Annotated in this window: 12 protein-coding genes; 2 read left to right on the top strand and 10 right to left on the bottom strand. The window is 42.5% G+C overall.

The window, feature by feature from the left end; translation table 11 throughout:
- Positions 1–52: 52 nt before the first annotated feature.
- The 10 genes from AB6E54_RS16610 to AB6E54_RS16565 form a co-directional block, all read right to left on the bottom strand.
- A complete protein-coding gene (locus AB6E54_RS16610; protein ID WP_372106261.1) occupies positions 53–1,846 on the bottom strand; it encodes a DNA/RNA helicase domain-containing protein in 1,794 nt (597 codons plus the stop codon).
- A gap of 12 nt (positions 1,847–1,858) precedes the next feature.
- Entirely contained in the window at positions 1,859–2,254 is a 396-nt protein-coding gene (locus AB6E54_RS16605) for a (deoxy)nucleoside triphosphate pyrophosphohydrolase (RefSeq protein WP_372106260.1), read from the bottom strand.
- Positions 2,255–2,265: 11 nt separating this feature from the next.
- Entirely contained in the window at positions 2,266–5,562 is a 3,297-nt protein-coding gene (locus tag AB6E54_RS16600) for a type I restriction endonuclease subunit R (RefSeq protein WP_372106259.1), read from the bottom strand.
- Between the two features lie 132 nt (positions 5,563–5,694).
- Positions 5,695–7,377 carry an SWIM zinc finger domain-containing protein gene (locus AB6E54_RS16595; protein ID WP_102398486.1) on the bottom strand — a complete coding sequence of 561 codons (1,683 nt, stop codon included), beginning with the start codon at positions 7,375–7,377 and terminating at the stop codon, positions 5,695–5,697.
- A 169-nt stretch (positions 7,378–7,546) separates the two neighbouring features.
- Positions 7,547–8,872 carry a restriction endonuclease subunit S gene (locus AB6E54_RS16590; RefSeq protein ID WP_372106258.1) on the bottom strand — a complete coding sequence of 442 codons (1,326 nt, stop codon included), beginning with the start codon at positions 8,870–8,872 and terminating at the stop codon, positions 7,547–7,549.
- A complete protein-coding gene (locus AB6E54_RS16585; protein WP_372106257.1) occupies positions 8,862–10,508 on the bottom strand; it encodes an N-6 DNA methylase in 1,647 nt (548 codons plus the stop codon). Before AB6E54_RS16585 ends, AB6E54_RS16590 begins: the two co-directional genes overlap by 11 nt.
- A 325-nt stretch (positions 10,509–10,833) precedes the next feature.
- On the bottom strand, positions 10,834–11,679 hold the full coding sequence (locus tag AB6E54_RS16580) for a hypothetical protein (RefSeq protein ID WP_372106256.1): 846 nt from the start codon (positions 11,677–11,679) through the stop codon (positions 10,834–10,836).
- Positions 11,676–12,974, bottom strand: a complete 1,299-nt coding sequence (locus AB6E54_RS16575) for a hypothetical protein (protein ID WP_372106255.1) — start codon at positions 12,972–12,974, stop codon at positions 11,676–11,678. Before AB6E54_RS16575 ends, AB6E54_RS16580 begins: the two co-directional genes overlap by 4 nt.
- Positions 12,974–13,612, bottom strand: a complete 639-nt coding sequence (locus AB6E54_RS16570) for a hypothetical protein (protein WP_136974917.1) — start codon at positions 13,610–13,612, stop codon at positions 12,974–12,976. Before AB6E54_RS16570 ends, AB6E54_RS16575 begins: the two co-directional genes overlap by 1 nt.
- Positions 13,609–17,268, bottom strand: coding sequence for an ATP-binding protein (locus AB6E54_RS16565; protein WP_372106304.1), 3,660 nt, complete (start codon positions 17,266–17,268; stop codon positions 13,609–13,611). Before AB6E54_RS16565 ends, AB6E54_RS16570 begins: the two co-directional genes overlap by 4 nt.
- 221 nt (positions 17,269–17,489) lie before the next feature.
- Here AB6E54_RS16565 and AB6E54_RS16560 point away from each other — a divergent pair, with 221 nt between their 5' ends.
- Both AB6E54_RS16560 and AB6E54_RS16555 read left to right on the top strand, forming a co-directional pair.
- Positions 17,490–18,344, top strand: coding sequence for a WYL domain-containing protein (locus tag AB6E54_RS16560; RefSeq protein ID WP_372106254.1), 855 nt, complete (start codon positions 17,490–17,492; stop codon positions 18,342–18,344).
- A gap of 323 nt (positions 18,345–18,667) precedes the next feature.
- Positions 18,668–19,495: an HNH endonuclease gene (locus AB6E54_RS16555; protein ID WP_372106253.1), complete on the top strand. Its 828-nt coding sequence runs from the start codon at positions 18,668–18,670 to the stop codon at positions 19,493–19,495.
- Positions 19,496–19,604: the final 109 nt, after the last annotated feature.

Raw genomic sequence — 19,604 nt, 5'->3', positions numbered from 1 at the left:
TGTACCTACTACCTTTCTTATTATTTTTACCCTGAGCCAACAATATGAAGAACTAGAGTTCCTCCGCACCTGCACTTAAGAAATATTCGTAAGTTTCGTCGAACCGTGCCTCTTGAGGAAAATAAAACACTACGCCATCTCTACCCCTTGTCATCAGTACCCGGTAACTATTAAGTTTTATTTGATAGGGGTCTCTCACTTTTTGATTCCCCTTGTAAAGTTGCCACCCTCTCCCGTCAAAAATAAAGTCATCAGCCCAAACAAGAATCGGCATATCAAGCTCTAAACCTTGGCACTTAAATTCATCGATGGTCCGCTCAAACTGACAACACGATTTTGGAGCACTCACATCATCATGAAACCATGGACCGACAGTTTCTTCAGTGTACTTCGTATTACTGGAAGAACTTAATAACCCGTACTTCTTGGCTGTGCCTTGGTACCTGGTTCTGCAATACCTTTTAGCTTTATCCAAATCTCTGGTTAGATAGATATTGAAACCGTCTTTAATCGTCTGCTTAGCCAGCGCAACATCCGGCTTATCATTCAAAACACCTTCCACCCACTTAGGATATAAACTTGCGCTATGAGATCGTAAAGACTGATCTAAATTTAGCAATGGGTTTACTCGAACACGATTACTGCTCATGAATTGAAAATGATGCTCTAACGCTGGTGGGCAAAAAACAATCCAAGGCTCTTCACTACTTTTCAAAGCATCACACCAAAGAGAAATACCCACCTCTTCACCTACATAAATCTCTTGTCCCTCTCCAACTAGAGCGACATAGTGACAAGGCGTTTTATCTTTATCTTTATCTTTATCTTTATCTTTATCTGCGATCCTGATGATGCAAGAAGGCTCCGACATTTGGTAATTCTTGTTTTTATTTTCGTCCCACATCCTCTGAGCTTCATCAAAAACAACCAAATTAGTATGAGGGGTTGTACGTGGCTTCATGTATTCGCGTTTAAAGTCTTTCAACGCGCGAACAAACGTTTTGTCATCAAGAGCATATTGCAAGACATCTACCAGCGGGCCATTCCCAGATAGAAACTGACCTCTTTTGTTCCGATGTACAAACTCCAAACCCAGCAACGTTTTCCCTGCTCCAGGAACACCAGTAACCAGGGTCAATACACTCGCCCGATTTCTATTTCCTTCACTCTCAACCCAAGCAGTTACTTTATCCAACTCATCAAGCGCTTCATAAATCCCTGCGCTTTTAGCGCTCTTTAGTTCTTCTATTGGGTTGTTTTGAAATATCTCTACTGCCGCATCCACTAAATTTGGTAATGGCGCATAAGGCGATTCAAGCCACTGTTTTAAATCAGTGTTAGTTGGAGCGCCCGTTAAGTACTTATCAAGAAAGGCTTTGAGCTTATCGCTAGATAGGATTGAGATATTACTTTCGATATCCGTTAATTTACCGGTGGATTGAGTCAAAACCAAACCGGCAATCACCTCTAGCGCAGCGCTTTCATGATGGTAATTGCAGAGATCTCGATAATAGCCGCACAGCTGATCATAATCCGCTCGCTGATAGCGATCCTTCATTTTGAATTCTAAAATGAATAGCTTATTTTCGACAAGAAGCAGAACATCGGGTCTACGCCCTCCTTCCATTGGTAGAGCGTACTCAAAAATAATATAGCCATCAGATTGGGCACGCTTGGAGAGTTCTTTCTGAAGATGATGAAAACAATCAACCCAAGCTCGTTTCTGAAGTTCACCGAGCTCTAAGCCAGGGAAGTTGATACAAAACTCAGAACACATGTTGGCCAACCAGTTTTCTTCTTGTTCTTGAAGAAAGACATCAATCCTATTTGCATAGCAATAAGTCATTCACGGTCCTCTTCAGTTTGCTTGCAACTTTCTAACAATGGGGACATCAGCTTCGGCCCAATCTAAAGAAGTTAGCTCATCGAGATTTAACCACAATGCTTCAATATGCTCAGTAAGTACTATCTTTCGGTTTTCGACAGGACATAAGTAAGCGTGCATCGTGATATGAAAGTCAGGGTAAGCATGCTCAACCGTCATGAAATAATCTACATGTTCGATATTCAGATGCAGCTCTTCATTCAACTCTCTTTTAATGGCTTCTTCTCTCTGCTCATCTACTTCCACTTTCCCGCCGGGAAATTCAAACTTCTCATGGATATAAGCTAACTTTGAAGGACCGCGCTGAACACACAAAGTTTTATCTTCATGTTGAATAATGGCCGCTACTACTTCTATTTTTTTAACCATATTCACTGCCCCTAACTATTCTTCTTATAATTCTCAGCCTGCTCTAGAACGCCTTTGTAAACATCATCATTGGCAACTGGTGGGAAGCCGTATTTGTGTAGCAGTAAGATTAAATCCACTTTCAACTTGGCTTTGATGTCATCGCGGCCTGCCCAGTCTGGGTATTGAGCGACATTGTCTACTGTGGTTTTCATCTCCTTCGCCAGTTCGAGCATCTTGTCATCGTCGTAAGTGAAATCGTACTTCTTGCGCATGTGGTTCAAGATATCGAGGAACGCTTTCTCTTCTAGGTCGATGCCTAGGTCTTCAAACGAGCCCATTTCTTTCACGATATCAAAGATAATGTCCGTCATTTCTTGAGAGAAGGTATCGAACTCCTCGCCATTCAACACATCATTTTCACGGCGTTCGTTATACTGCTCCACCAGCGATTGGAAGCGCTTAGAGAAGTTCATGCCTTGCAGCTGGTTGACCTTTTTAAAATCACTTATCGCCTTCTCTAACAGCTTTTGAAGCAACTGAATCTTGGTGTTTGGCAGCTTAATCTTGTTGATACGAGCTAGGTAATCTTCGTCAAAAATATCGATAGCTTCGGCGTGCTCATCACCAATCGTAAAGATCTCTTCTACTCCATCGGCACGAAGTGCTTCTGCCACTAACTCACGAACACGTCTATTCATTTGTGCCGTGTCTGGTGCATCACCTTTGGTTAGCTTAAAGATGATAGAGCGCACTGCGATATAGAAGTGAATTTGGTCACGCTCTTGCTGAGATAACAATTCACTACCACAGCAAACATCATAAGCCGCCTTCATACGGCCGACTAAAGCCATGAATCGGGTTTCGCCTTTCTTGGTTTGAAGAATGTATTCTGCCGACTGATTAAGGCACTCTAGCTGCTTACACGGCTCTCCTGTGTAATAACCGGACGTATCAAACTTGTGGAACATCTGCCTTAACAGATCGAGATGGTTCTTCACCTCAATAACGGAAAAGCGAATATCTTCAAAGTTAGTCTCATCAGCCTTTGAATACATCGCTAAGGCTTGATTCATTCGCGACTTGATACCAATGTAATCGACAACCAGCCCTTTGGCCTTGCCTTCAAACTTACGGTTAACACGTGAGATGGTTTGAATCAGATTGTGTTTCTGCAACGGCTTATCGATGTAGATAGTATCCAATTCAGGAACGTCAAAACCTGTTAGCCACATGTCGACTACAATAGCTATTTTGAAATTCGACTTGGGGCTCTTAAACTGCTGGTCGAGCGATTTTCGATATTCCTTTGTCCCTAGCAGGCTGTATTGGTCAGAGTCATCGTCTTTACCGCGCGTCATCACCATTTGCACCATCGCAAGTGGCTTTAACTTTTCTTTCTCTTTTTCAGTCAGCTCGACGCCATCAATCGATAGCTTTTCCTCGAACCATTCTGGCCTTAAGATTTTGACTTGCTTATAGAAATCAAACGCAATTTCACGACTCGCACAGACAAACATCGCCTTGCCCTTTATCGTGGAACCTTCTTTAACTCGCCCTTCATAATGTTCAACAAAGTCTTTCGCCAAAGCTTCAATACGGTCAGGGTCGCCAAGAATCGCGTTCATATTGGCAGAAGCTTTCTTGCTCTCTTCTATCTGATGTTCATTGGTGCCCGCTTCTGCGCACGCTTGGTAGTATTTCTCGACCTCTTCAAGCTTGCTGTTATCAAGAATGACTTTAGCGGCTCGGCCTTCATAAACAATACGAACCGTAATTTCATCATTAACAGATTCTGTCATGGTGTAGCTGTCTACTGCATCACCGAATACATCAAGGGTGGCATCGATCGGCGTTCCGGTGAAGCCAACGTAAGTCGCGCTTGGCAGAGAGTCGTGTAGATACTTAGCAAAGCCGTATGTCTCTTTCACATCGACGGCTACACCATCTTGATATTTGATCACCACTTTCTTATCGAGGTTGACCTGTGAACGGTGCGCTTCATCAGAAATACAGATGATGTTTGTACGCTCTGAAAGCAATTCGATGTCTTCGGTGAACTTATGAATGGTAGTCAGGAACACACCACCACTCTTGATGCCTTGTAGCTTATCTCTTAAATCTTGACGGCTTTTAACTGGCACCACCATCTCATCACCAATGTAATCAGAGGCATTACAGAACTGTTTAGAAAGCTGGTCATCGAGATCGTTGCGGTCGGTAATAAGTACAATGGTCGGGCTTTCAAAATCGATGCTTTTCATCAATAGGCGAGATAGAAATTGCATGGTGAAGCTCTTACCACACCCTGTTGCACCAAAGTAAGTGCCGCCTTTACCACTTCCGTATGGCTTACGTTCTTTGTCGATGTTGTAGTAAAGCTTACGCGCTGCGTAGTACTGCGGGTAACGGCAACAGATTTTTATCTCTTTCTTTGAAGTATCAGGGAAGAAGACAAAGTTCTTCACCACATCAAGTAATCTGGTTTGGTTAAATAACCCAGCAATCATGGTGTAGAGAGAGTTAATACCCTCTTTTTCGGTAGACTCATTACCCGTTACTTTGCGCCATGCGTAGAAGAACTCATACGGCGCAAACAGGTTACCCATTTTGTTGTTCACACCATCACTGATGATGCACATCGCGTTGTAGACGAACAGCTTAGGAATATCACGGCGATAACGCACACAGATTTGCTTCCATGCATCAAAAATGGTCGCGTCTTTCTCTCGCACGGCACTTTTAAATTCAAACACCACCAGCGGTAAGCCGTTCACATAAAGGATGCAATCAGGGATTCGAATTTGTTCATCGACCCCCTCAATCTCTAGCTGGCTAACGATTTTATAGATATTGGTGTCAGTCGCTTCTAACCGATTTGTTTCTAGGTACGTAACCTTACCTTCAGCAACTTTTCTATCAGAGTTGTCTGCTTTAGATTTATTCTCTAGCAGCGGGACAAACATCAAGCGTAAGGCTTGTGCCAAATGTCTTGTATCGATTAACTCAATATAGAGGTCTTTCTTTGAGCGATCTTCACGCTTAAACAGAAAGCCATTGGTTAGCCATTGGCAGAAGGTTTTATTGCTATGGTATAAATCACTGGCAGGCAACGTTGATATCATACGAACAATGGTGTCAATTTCGCTCTCGGTTATAGCATCGCCTCGGTACTGCTTGGCAAGGTAGCGGCGTAAGTCATCTAAGATGAGTACTTGTTCTTTGTCTTCACGCGCTATTTGTTCACCCACTACGTGTGGGTAGCCTTGCTCACCCAATAGCTCAATAATGGCCTGTTCGAGTTTGGCTTCAGTAAATTTTAAGCTCATCGCCTTTTCCTACTGCTGTTTGACGTTGTTTGTTGTTTTCTAAATTGAGTTATTTAAATTTGTTTTGTAGTAACTCGGTTTCGGGCTTTGTTCCATTTTCTCAACACCGCAGATCTTGTCACCTCCGCAGAATCAGATATATTTTGAATAATATTTCTGAATTAAAGCGAACATATTACGCTTACGCTTGTACGTGGTAGCGAGTTGCGCCACCTGACTATAAAATGTCGCCAATTGAGTAGGATGCGATTTCAGCATATTCTCTAAACGTCGAAGTAACTCTAAAGCTTGATCGTAAGCCGTATTATTGGTCTGTTCGATATAAGATGAGACTGCTCGCAGATAATAATCCAGCGTATTTTCAGGTTTATCATCCACAATATGATCGGCAAGCGAAATAAGTCCTTGTATTGATATTTTATGTTCGGCAACCCATTCGCACGCTTTGTCTAATTGCTGGTTATCGATATAGAACAGAACCAAGGCATCCGTACGATCAGAAGCTTGATTATAGCGGTCTGGTTGTTGATAGGCATTGGCAAGTAGCAGTTCAGTGCGGGAGAAAAATTCAACATCATCAATTTGGTAATTGGCTTTAAACTTCGCTAACTGTTGATAATATTGAAAGCTTGGTGATTGTTCTAACAAACGGTTAGCTAATACCCATGCAGAATGGATTTCACCTAGTTCAACATAAAGACGGAATTGAGCTTGTTCGCACGCACGAAGTTCATAATCACTCGCCATTTTTTTCGCCTTAGCTAACCAAAACTCAGCTTCTAACGGCTCTTGCTCATCAATGAACATATCAACAACTTCAAGATAATCTCGACACGTTCGTGCTATTTTTTGTTTAATTTCCGCCACTTCACGCCAATCGGAGCTGTGTTTCATTAACGGAACTGCCCATGAGCGTAAGTTCCAGCTACTCTCATCTTGCGATGCTTGATCTATCGCTTGGCGGCATAAGGTTAGAAAGTGGGTGTTAGATTGCCAAATCGCTCCAAAACTCTCTTCAATCGAAGGAAATACGTCAAATTCATAATGGGTCAAACGCTCAAACATCCACTGCGCTTTCTCTTGCTCACTCCAATTAAGCTTTGCCAGCGTCTTTGGCATGTGTTCGTTAATCATGCTTTCAATGCCATAACGATCGCCATTGGAGTCATCAATTTGCTCTAGCACCTTATTCAACCGTTCAACAAGGTAGTTGATTAATTTCCATTGATGATCGGCGTTAAGGCTTTGCATTGATTCAATGATCATGTTCAATTGAATTTCTGCTGAGTTGAAATAATCATGGCTTTCTCGCCAATCCCAGAGCTGTTCTCGCGGTAAGGCTTGGGTAACCAACTTTTTCAGCTCGCCATATACGGCTGGCTTTTCGCGTATTTCAATTTTTGTCAGCAGTGCATTCCATGTGTACTCATCTTCTTCTAGGTATTCGAGTAGCATCTCTACCATGGCCTCTTCACCAAGGCTTTGCAGGTGATTTTTTATGGTATCTCGTTCACTACTTTGGTTTAAAGCTTGTTCTTGGTCTTGTAGGCAAAGGGCAACCGCCACGCCGTGCTTGCACAACATTTGATATTGCGCCGCAGGGCAAGTACAAGTGCCAACCAGATCGCCAGTGAAATCGAGGCTCACTTGATAATTGAGGCTGCCTTTGACCTGTGCGGTCGCGGTGTTGCCAACAAGGTTAAGCTTGCGTACTGCACCACTGCGTGAAAGCAAGATGCCTTTTTGCAAAGTGCTTGTTTCACACAGTGTCGTCAATTCAGAAATGTCGATTTCACGAGTATTAGTTGCGTTCATTATATTATGGTTCCACCTACGCTTTGCTTTGTTCTATTTCGGATTCATCTAATTCCCACCTTCGTTATCTCAGAACCGAGGCGCGAGGTATCTGAGATCTCGCTTTTCACCACCGTCAAAAACGAGATTCCTGATAAGTTCGTCCCTCACTTTCTGGAATGACGAAAGGTTACTCCGTCAGCGCTTTAGCTTGTTCTACTTGTACACTTTCTAAGTCGACTTCGCCGGAAAGCAATTTAGGAAGTAACGTATCGCGTAACGATTCCAAAGTTGCATTCTGTGCTCTATTTTGAGGAATCAACTGATAAAACTTATCGACGATAGCGGAGAAAGCTTCACGTAGCTCAACTGGTGGTACAGCCATTTCCCAGTTCATGATTGCAGTCTTATCACCTCGCGGCATTTTTGCGCCTTTCGAGGTTCTAGTCATGTACTCGAAGAATGTATCTTGATAGAGCAAGTTCATCAGGTATGAGTCAGTATTTTCACTAACTGATTCAAAACCAAGAACATCATTGGAGCGACCACCACTTCCCTCAGCAAGCCAGATCTTCTTAAAGTAAGGGCGGATGTTTGAAACTAAGATATCTCCCGACTTATATGCTGCGACAGTTTTAGCTGTTGGAAGCTTAGATGCAGCGGTTACACCTTTCTTTTCAGCGAGCATATTCTCTGTAGAGATGTAATTTTCAAGTGAAATTGTGTCGGTGTTGGTTCTTGCTGAACAGTATTTTGCTACGTCGCTCAGTGTGCCTACATCCCAACCTTCTGGGATCAACCCTAGCTCAGACTCAACGAGCTTTTCTGGGAAAAGCGAGGCAGTGACAGCATCCATCCCTTTTGGCTGTTCGCCATTCATCTTGGCTTTAACCGGATCAAAATCGACAAACCATGACTTGAAAATGGCTTGCGCCATTTGCTCTAAGGTTTGGTTGATTTGGTTGTTGAGAGTGATTTTGGAATTTAGTGCACCGAGATGCCCTATTATTTCTTTCTGTATCTCAATACTTGGTAGCTCGATTTGAATACTCTTCAAATAAGCTAGGTTAATTTTGGGAACCCCTGTACTTTCAGAGTCTTTGATTAACTTTAGAATGGTCTTCTTCGAGGATACGCAAAAGTAAACATACTCAGGAATGGCTTTAGTTGGGTCAACACGTAATCTCATCTGATTGGACGAAAGCAAATACCGGTCAAATTTATGCTCACTAGTTATCAAACCCGTCTGACCAAGTGTTCCCTTCTTCGTAAAAACAATATCCCCTGCTTTGCATTCACTTCGAGACAATTTGTCAAACGTACTATCAGATACATAAACAAAACCATCATCTTTAAATTCTCCGAGTCCAACCGACAAATTGCTTCCTCTCACTACAGGAATTCCTACGTCTTGATAACAAGATGCAGGAAGGTTAGAGCCAAAGGGACCGTCTACAGCACCGTCTCGACCTAGAGCTATATCACCTAATGTAGTAGCTACCCACTCACTCCCCATAACCTAACACCTCTAAGTTCTGGCGAATCGATTTATCCAACTCTTGAGATTGATTCATTTGGCTGTATAGGGTTTGTGAAAGCTCGCTCATCTTGGTTTCAAACGGAATGCCATCATCTTCCATGTCAGCTGCGCCTACATAGCGCCCTGGAGTCAGTACAAAATCATTAGCCTTGATATCAGCAATGGTTGCGGATTTGCTAAAACCTGCTTTGTCTTGGTACTTATCTACTTTGCCATCACCACGTTCAATACGCGCTTTTAGTTCTGCTTCATCGCAGCGCCATGCATGGTATGTATCAGCAATTAGCGCGATATCGTCTTTAGTCAGTTCTTTATTGGTGCGGCTAATCATGGTGCCCATTTCACGGGCATCAATGAACAGCGTCTCTTTTTGGCGGTTACGGAAACCTTTAGTGGTGTTCTCGGTTTTGTCTTTAGTGATAAACCAAATACACACTGGGATTTGCGTCGTGAAGAACAGTTGCCCCGGCAGAGCAATCATACATTCAACACGGTCATTCTCGATTAGCTGCTGTCGGATCTCACCTTCGCCGGACGTGTTTGAACTCATAGACCCATTCGCCAAAACAAAGCCTGCCGTGCCTGTTTCACTTAACTTAGACAGCATGTGCAAAATCCAACCGTAGTTGGCATTGCCTGTTGGCGGTGTACGATAACCAGCAAAGCGCGCATCATCGGTTAGCTCGGCTTCATTACGCCAACCTTTAAGGTTAAATGGTGGATTCGCCATGATGTAATCGGCTTTCAAGTCTTTATGCTGGTCAGCAAAGAAGGTATCGGCTGCACGTTCACCTAAGTTGCCAGATAAACCGCGAATGGCTAAGTTCATCTTCGCCAGTTTATAAGTGGTCGAGGTCAACTCTTGACCATAAATAGCAATATCTTTGGTGCGCCCTTCGTGCTCTTTAATGAATTTTAAAGACTGAACAAACATACCGCCCGAGCCACAAGCCGGGTCGTAGATCTTACCTTGGAAAGGTTCTAGCATTTCAGCTAACAGTGTTACCACTGACTTAGGCGTATAGAACTCGCCCCCGCCTTTGCCTTCGGTTGCTGCAAACTTGCCTAGGAAGTATTCGTACACACGACCGACTAAGTCTTCTTCGCTCATGTCACATTCGTTTGCCAGCGTGTCGATGTTTTCAATGCTGTCGATAAGTGACGCCAGCTTTTTCACTTCCAAACCTTGGCGCGAGAAGTAATTGTCTGGCAGGGCGTCTTTTAAGCTAGGGTTGTTTTTTTCGATAGTCGATAAAGCGGTATCGATGATGATAGCGATATCATCTTGCTTAGCGCGCGCTTTAACAAATGACCAACGCGCATCTTCTGGTAAAAAGAAGATGTTGTCTTGTTGGTAGAACTCTTTCATCTCAACAAACGCTTCTTGCCCGTCGTCTATCATCTTCTGGCGGCGTGCTTCAAACTTGTCGCTGATGAACTTTAAGAACACAAGGCTTAATACCACGTGTTTGTATTCAGATGACTCAACACTACCACGCAACTGATTAGCGGTATCCCAAAGGGTCTCTTCAAAGCCTTTGGTCGCTTTTTTAGCTTTTGACGCAGGCTTAGCTTTTGAGGCGGGTTTCTTGTTAGCGGGTGCTTTTGCCATGTTGTTAATTACTCGAATAATGTAGGACTCTGCTTTCAAGCGCAGACTATTGAGGGCGATTATATATGAAATTGAATGAGTTGAATTGATAAAGCTCCAATTTTAGGCGCTTTTTACGTGCCTTAAGATAAGGAAATATCCAAATGATCGAGCATTTTAAAAAAGCCACAAAATTCGTTTAATCTTTATAAATAATTCAGTGGCTAGATTAGCAGCACTTAACAGTCTTGTAGGCACTCTGCATGAGCTTCACAACATTTGATTGATTACCCCAAGGTAAACGTGCCTATCTCCGCACTTACAGGGGAGCTCAACATTTACGTGACTAAATTTGATGTAACCTTACGGCTATTTGATTTGCCATGATTGACTCTTGGGTTATCCCTTTTTCCAATTCAGACATTATGGACTCTAACTTAGGGGGGATAAGTTTTGAGACACGAACCCAGTTTTGGTATTGGTCCGAAAATAGCTCTGATCGGCCATGTTCTTTGAGAGTATCTGTTGATAAATTAGGTAGTAGCATATAAGTCGCTCCCGATGATAAAGCTAAAGAAATACCTTTAGGATCGGTATCAAACCAAGCTATAAGCTCTACGTCTGGAAAAGCCAACGCAATTTCTTTTGAGATTACTCCCGTGTCCTTATCCCCCCGGTAAACGATAAGAGGGTTAGGCCCTATGTCGGCTTGTACTAATCTAAACTTAGAAAATGCTTCATAGTTTTCAACAATCACAACTTGGCTGTGCTCAATGCTCGTCAAATGGCTTAGAGCTACCTCAATGTTCATACCTTCTTGTAATTCATACGATTTGCCATTTATGTTCGTGGACAAAATCCCATAAACTTTAATGACCTTGTCTTTGACAGGCCTTGAGCTTAGCTTCTCGTTTGGAAAGAACTGAGCCATATCCGTTCGAGAATCCGGGATAGAGTCGGTTAGAAGATCAAAGCCTGATTGCTCTTTGATCACCTTCCTGATTTGACGTATATCTCTAGGCGTCAGCTGCAAATTTTCTCCTCTAGCGCTCCCAACACTAAAGTCACGATGAAAAGTATCAAACACGCCACTCAGCGCTACACTGGCGCCTGCATTAACCTTCGCAGGAGAGAAGAGTTGCTTTAGCCGATTTAAATCACTACCCGTTATATCATCAATGATTTTACTCACAGTTTCCTCGCTATAGACACATCTTCTAAGTGAAGGTTGCCGTAACCTATATTGCTACCTTTTGCTAAATAGGTATAAGACCCGATAGACTCAACGGTAAAGCCTTTGCTATCTTCGGGAAGCATTGAACTATGGAAATTAAGCACGCTAAATAGCCACACATCTTTAGCGCAAGTGAGCTGTTCAAGATCTTCCGGCAAATCATTATTAATTTGCTCGTAATACTCCAAAGCGGAAATGCTGGTTTTTCCTTTGCCAACAAAGGCTTCAGCAAAAAAGGTATCGCAATGAGAATCAATGTCCGCTTCAATCAGCTCTTGTATTTCAACATCAAGAGTCAATTCTCGGCGCTCAGCTTCTTCAACAACCGGAAGCTCTTCTTGTTCGGCGGGCTGTGCCGTAATTTTTTCAACAATATCAGCCAATTCCGGCTCTTGGTCCATATCATCAGGATTTGGGTGATGTGCAAATTGAATAGGTTCTGAAAGCCAAAACATCGGAATGCCGTCGTGCTTTGCTACCTCATCAGGCAAAATTAAATCGTCACTTGGTGTCCAGTGTGGCTCTTGATCAATAAACCGATCAAAGGCATTGATCAGGTCCTTATCGCGTTCGCGGTTACGATACTTCAGCATCAAGGCTCGAAGTTGAATTAGAATAGACCCGAGCTCTTGTTGGCAACTACGAATCGCACTGTGCATTTCAGCACAAAACAAGGTGTTGAGCTCGGAGTTATCTCCAGCCATTTCACTCAACAACTTAAAAGAGAAAGCTTTCATGCCACTAACAAGCTTTTCAGCTTGCTCTATAGCAACTTGGTTCTCTTTTTGTTTTTGAGCGAGCGTATGGCCATAGCCAAAGTCATAACTGATACGGTTTCTTAGACGACGACAAGACTCTTGCAAGTCCATTGTGATTTCATAAACGACACCTTCAAGGCTATTAAACCTATCCGCCTCTTGTTCTCTTTTGCCATTTAATTTAGCTTCCAGGTATTCTTGCGCTAAGCTCTGAATTTCTGGAATGCGCTCAGCATGTTGAGTCCCAAGAAATGAACTCGCTTCCGTTTCAAGGAAGTAGTTCATCAATGCTTCCATCTTAGGGTGCACGCGGTAGCCGCGGCTTGTCACGATAACAACACGGGCTTCTTTTAATTTACGTAGGTCATTGGCGTTTTCATGAGTTTCACGTATCGTGCCATTTTCAAAAACATGCGTTAGTGTGTCCTTTGCTTGGCTGATTAAGCGAAGCATGTGGTTAACACCACCATGTTTCCCATTGTTTTGAGGGCTCATCAAAAGTCGAACTCCCCTTGGTTCTCGTTTGCTTTGTTAACTGTCTCAACGATCTTTTCATGCGTATCGATGAAATCGAGCACCTCGTAGACAAAGTCTAATTTTCCCGTCATCACATAGAGTTGGCGCTCTTTGTTTACTAAATGAGCCACCCCTTCTTTAACCAGAAATTCGACAACTACATTGAGTTTATCCGCTGCACTGTCACGCACTTTTTTTCGACTCACTTTTGGAAGTCGATAAATACTATCGAGTTTCTCCATCAAGCTAGGAGACGATTGGATTTGCGCACTCAGCATAGGCACATTTAACTCATCACCACCAACCATCACTGCTTCAACTTGAGCAGCCTCACTGACTGTCGCTACGAACTTAACCACAGGTCGAATGATACCGTGTACATTACTCATCAACGCGGTCACCTGACGACGATTGTGGTCGTCGATACTTTTATAGGTAACATAATAGGCGCTGGTTCTGCTCGTACATTGGAGCTCGCGCCCCATAAGAGTCAACGCTTGATTGATTTCTCGGCGTGTACGATCCTCTTTAAGCGTCTTGTAAGCTTCACGATCCGTTGCTGGGCAGATAAAGCTACCACTAAGTAGAGATTCTAAGACTTGTGATACTGGCTTCATGCTTCTACTCCTGTGCTAGTTTCAGCGGCTTTAGCTAACGCAAGTTTGCTTACTTTAGGTTTGTTGAAAATGTTCTTGTAAGGCGTTAAGTGATACAGATACTTAAATAAGTTGGCCGTACGATTATTGCCATCGGGTTGAGCCGCGATAACATTGAAGTTATGTGCCCCCATCATTTTGAGCAGTTTGGCTTGGTTTTCTGCCGTCAGCTTACCAATCTCATCGGTTGGGTAAGTTATTGATAGTCGACTTGCTCCACGTTGTTGTGTCAGAAGTGCTAAATACAACATGGATTGAATGAGCAAGTTCGTACCATTACTGGCCAAATCACGCATATCTTTATCTGTTTTGGCCGTTTTACGCTGGTTGTTCTCGATGACTTCAAATTTGATGTCAAACAGCTCAGTAGGCTTTTTAACTTTCTCGGCACTAATATGGTATGTCAGTGTACTTAAAGCGTTGAAAAACTCTTTGGTTGGTAGCTCAGCCGATCCCGTTTTATCCCACTCTTCGTAAATCTCAGAGAAGTTAATAATATCTTGCCAACCTTGTAGTTTGGAAAGTGAACTTTCAACGTTAATGTCAATAGAACCAACCACCGAGAACGTGTTATTGAGCTTTACTTGTTCAGAGATATTACGACCAAGTTTCTTAATGTCACGGTCGAAGCCGAGTAGCCGATGCTTGAAGTCAACGAGCATACGCCCCATGTTGACCGCGCTTTCAATTGTTATGCTGGTCACCTGAGGAATAATGTCATTCATGATGATTTCTAGAATATCTATTCGCTTAGAGTCACTAGCAACAATATCCTCTGTAATGGCGTTTCGGCTGCTTTCATTCCAGAAACGATACAGCTCCCCGTCACCAAGGTTGAGAGTGATAGTTTCCATCTGTTGTATATCTTTTTTACGTAGCTTAGTAAGCCTCTCTAACTCCGGGAGTTTGCTCTCTATATAGCTCAAGAGTGAATTTAAATCGCCGTTATAATCGAGCGCTTCTTGGCTGCCTTCTTCGCCCTCAAACATCACATAGTTAGTTAGGCGAGAGATTGCACTGTCAGCTCGCTGTTTGTGGTTTCTCAAGATAGAGAGCTTCTCATCAAACTCTTTTTTGGTTCGATGAGCTTTGGCTCTCAACTCTTTCAGTTTAGTTTCAAAAGATTCAAACTCTTGATGCACCGTTTCAAGTTCTTTGACCTTAGTATTTCGATCGTCACGTCTCTTAGGATCATCCACTTCATAAACAGCAAGCCATATCTCGTATTCTTTGATTTTATGAGACTTCACTTTTAAGTTTTTGATCTCATTATCAAGCAATTCAATTTCTTCTTTGTAGCGTTGATAGATTTCACCGCTAATACCTTGATCACTCAACCGCTGTTCATACTCCGTTTTGATGCGCTGTTTGTTCTCGCCCAACGTCAGAGTACTTTTTTCCAGTAGTTCATCTATAGCTCCGATCGTGAGATCAAGTGATGATTCAACATTGCTAATTTGAGTAAGCCTGTCGTTGTTTAGCTCTAATTTTGCTTCTTCAAAACGTTCAAGCGTTACTGAGATTTCCCTATCAATCAGGGCTATAGCTTTCTCAATCGATTTGATGTTTATATTAATTTTTTCGACTAAGCCCTCTTTTGCACGGGCAATCTCTATTTTCTTGTTTTTAAGGTTAACCTTAGTTTGTGATAGGTCACCCTCAGCGTTTCGCAGTTCATTGCGTAATCGTGATAACTCAAGCGTTGACTGCTTAACAGCAAAATCATTTTTCAAAATTTGCTTATTGAAATCAGCCTCTGCGTCTTCAAGCTCAACGATACGGTCCATCAAGTGAGCCTGCTCTTCCACATCAGCTTTGTTGGTGACACTACAATCTGCTAGGTTGCTCGTATCGATATATAAATCGTACATTGAACCTGAATCTTCAGTCATTGATGGTGTGAGTGTCGTGTCCATCAAAAGCTCATCGGTGAGAACACGACCAAGTGGAGAGCTTTGCCACCCCTGTCGATTAGCCTCCAGGAACGAGAACAAGGTTCCTGAATCTGGGTCTAATCGGTTACTGACTACTTTTAGCCTGGTTTCGGCATCGCGCATATTTCGACGAGTGGCCTCTAATCTTTCGAGTAGCTTTTCACGTTTAGTTTGTAAGTTGACTCCTTCCTTCTCACTCAAAGTTGTCGTGTGTTTTAACGTGTCTACTTGTTCTTGTAATCTGTCCTTCTCAGACTCCAACTGCTCTCTCTGCTCAATGAGAAACTCATCAATATCTGGGTTCTTTAGTCGCTGCTTTTGAGTAGCGAGTTCAGCCCTATGCTCCATAAGAGCCTGAGATTTATCCGCTGTAAAAATCGTATGGGTTTGGGTCAGTACCTTTAACTGTGGCTGATATACATCGTCTATCTTGTCTTTTTTAACCTTGCACTCTTTTTCGGCATCAAGTTTTTGCTCTGTTAGGTCAGACTTTTCTTTATTGAACTTACTAACAAGGTTTTGTTTGTCTTTCTCATACTTTGCTTTCGCATCATTTACCTTAGTTTCAAGATCGGCGTAACTTTGTCTTTGTTGTGCCACCCTGTCTTCCATTTCTGGCAATTGCTTTAGCTTAACGGACAGTTCTGGATAACCACTATTTTCGTATGTTATAAGCTTGCTGTGATGTACTTCGATCTCAGAGTTAATACTTGTGATAGAGCGTTGAAGAGCGCTCTTTTGAACCTCTTTATCAAGCTTATCTTGATTAATTTCACCAATCTGCTTGTCACTGTTTTCAAGAAAATCTGAGCGCTCGATTTCGGTTTTCTTAAGAGATTCATCAAGGCTTTCAGAGGCTTCACGAATGATTGTTAAGGCATTGGCGAGCTGAGTGGTTAGATAGGCAATCTGCTTATTGTTCGCAATAGCTTCAATGAACGCTTCTTTTTTGGCTAGGAACGCTGTTAGGCCGTTATAGTCATCACACCATTGTTCAATTCTGTTTGCATCCACACCAAACTCTAATGTGCTATTTCCTTGCTCGAGGATATCCAGGAAAAGCGCCTTTGTGTCGGCCATATTGAATTCACCTTGAATCAACGCCGCTGTGATTTTTTCAATGTGACGGACATCATGACGACCAGAGCACAAAGAGTAGCTCAGGAACTGATTGCTCAAATTCCCTGCATTAATATTTTGGATAATTTCGCGGTACTCTTTGACGCTAGTAATACGCGACTCGTATTCTAAGCCGTTAGCGTTCAGCTCCGCGGCCAGCTTTGTACAGCCGATAGCGTAAGGCTTATCTTCGCTGTCTTGATTAATGATCACTGACTGCTCAAACTGACCTTTAACGAAAAGGTAAACAATGCCACCTTTAGTACTAAGGTTTCGATAACAAATGACATGAGCAACTTGACCACGAGCAGTAATGTACTCGAAAACAATATAACTGTTGTTGTGTGGTAAATACCATTCTGCAAAGGGCTTATTGACATTCGATTTCCTGACGATCTGCGTGCCAGTCGCTCCATAAAAGAACGGAATGAGCCTTAAAAGTGATGTTTTGCCTTCTCCGTTACCGCCAGTGATCTGAGTGGGAGCGTCAAAAGAATACTCAGAAAACATCTTGTTTTTCTGATAAGAATTTATTGCGATAACTTTGGTCAATCCGGCATACATCATCGTATCTATCTCGAGTTATGTTGTTTTTCTTGACTGAAAATCAACCAGTTTGAATTTGTGGCCACTAAATCAGGTTACAGCTTTCAATACCATCGACTCTCTCACAGTAAAGATTCCTGACTTTTCTTGCCCTTGCCAATATCCACAATAAATATATGTACTTTTTCACTACATGTATATACTGTATACATCAACATGTAACATTTATGAGCACGAACATGAGTCAAGCAGATATCAAATGGGACCAACAAGTACGATTTCGACTAATTGAGATCATTGCTCTTTGGGAGGGTCGACTGACGACAAATCACCTATGTGATGCTTTTCACATAGGGAGACAACAAGCTTCTAGGGATATCAACAAGTACATTAGCTTAACTGACCAAGGTCAATTGATACTGGATAGAACAATTAAAGGCTATAGGCCAGCAGACAACTTTAAGCCTTTATTTACTCAAGGCACTGCTCATGAGTATCTACTTATACTTCATCAGCAATATAACCAAGAAGAGACCTTCGAGTTCTTTAATTGGGGGGAAGCTCAATCGACCGTATTGAACGTTCCTGAAAGGGCTATATCACCAAGCATTGTTCGAGGATTAATTGCGGCAGCAAGGGCTAACCTTCGCGTCGATATTGACTATGTATCGCTCTCTACACCTGAGGTTCGAGGTCGAATTATTGCGCCTCACAGCTTAGTCTATGATGGGATCAGGTGGCATGTAAGAGCATATTGTGAAGAGAAAAATGAATTTCGAGATTTCGTGTTAAGTCGCTTTAGGAACGAACCTGACTTAATGGATAAGTCACCAAAAATGCGAGAACATGATGACAACTGGAACCATCAAGTTAAGTTAATGATTACACCTAACCCTTACTTGTCTGAGCAACAACAAGTTGTTGTTGCTGACGACTACGCTATGAAAAACAAGAAGATGGAAATAGTAACTCGTGGAGCTTTAGTCAGTTATTACTTGCGACGTATGGGCGTCATACAAGACCAAAAGCTGCTAAAAGAACAACCAGAAGCCTATCAATTGACTGCTCACTTTGACGAAAGTCTACCTAGATAAATCAAGGTTCGTTCGAGACAGCCCGATAAGATTGGTGATGTTCTAGATGGAACATCACCTGTCTGTGCTAGCAATTAGAACCCGACTTTTTGGTATCACTTTCAATAAGAACACACTAACTCACTCACCCTTCTCCCGGTCGCCCTCGCTGATGTCATAAAACCTGTCATTTTCTAAGCTAATGAGGACAAGCATACTAACCTCTATATAGACCCCAATGAGTATCTCAAATGACTCTACAGGCCATGTTGATAAATCATCCAATTTAGGGGGGGGGGGCATTGACCATGATATCGATAACGAATAAAACAAAGAGGTCGACCATGACACACAACTCAACAAGAATTGCACAAGCGCTTAAGGAGCTTTCTACAAGCTCCTCAAAAAAAATACAGAACGGTATTAAAATGCTGAAGGCAAACTATCGAGCCGAAGACAGGAAAATAACAGCTATTCAATTAGCTAAAGCTGCAGGGTACGAAAATTACATGACGGGTAATGAGCAGTACGGCAGCTTTGCTCATGAGCTAAGCCTTATCCTCCAGTACACACCTGAACAGCAAAAAAATGGAGTACCTATTTGGACATATACCATTTGTACAGCGGCTGATGAAACAAGTATCAATGGTCACTTCACGTGGGTATTAAAAGATCAGGTGGCAGAAGCTCTAGAAGAGTTAAAATGGGTCACTCCTATCGCTCCAAACAACGTAATAACAGATTTAGAAATGATGCAGACTCAGCTCGATACTTTGTCAGAAAAAGATAGAGAGACAACCATTCAAGCACGGATCGGGCAAGGACTATTTCGAGATCAGCTCATTCATCATTGGACAAGTTGTTCGGTGACAGGATTCGATAACACGGATTTTCTTGTTGCATCCCACATCAAACCTTGGCGTGACTGCTCCGCATCCGAAGCGATAGATATGACAAATGGATTATTGCTTACCCCAAACTTAGATACTGCTTTTGATAAAGGCTACATATCTTTTGATCGTGATGGTCTGATTATGTTATCACCACAATTAACATCAAATGACGTCGAAAAACTGAATATTTCACCCACCATGAAGCTTCGTTGGTGCTTGCCCCAGCATGATCATTTTTTGCAGTATCATCGAAAACACATCTTTAGGAAAGACTCCTAATTAGTGGTTAGTACTTTTTGAATCACTCTCCTGACGGCCAATGCTCAAGCCATAACTAGCATTTAGTGAAATGCGCCGCAATTTATATCATTACGCTTTCTTTCTAAGG

Source organism: Vibrio sp. 10N.247.311.49, assembly GCF_041467655.1.
Classification (GTDB): Bacteria; Pseudomonadota; Gammaproteobacteria; order Enterobacterales; family Vibrionaceae; genus Vibrio; species Vibrio crassostreae_C.
The sequence above is the reverse complement of the archived record's forward strand: the minus strand, read 5'-3'. Positions and strand labels throughout refer to the sequence as shown.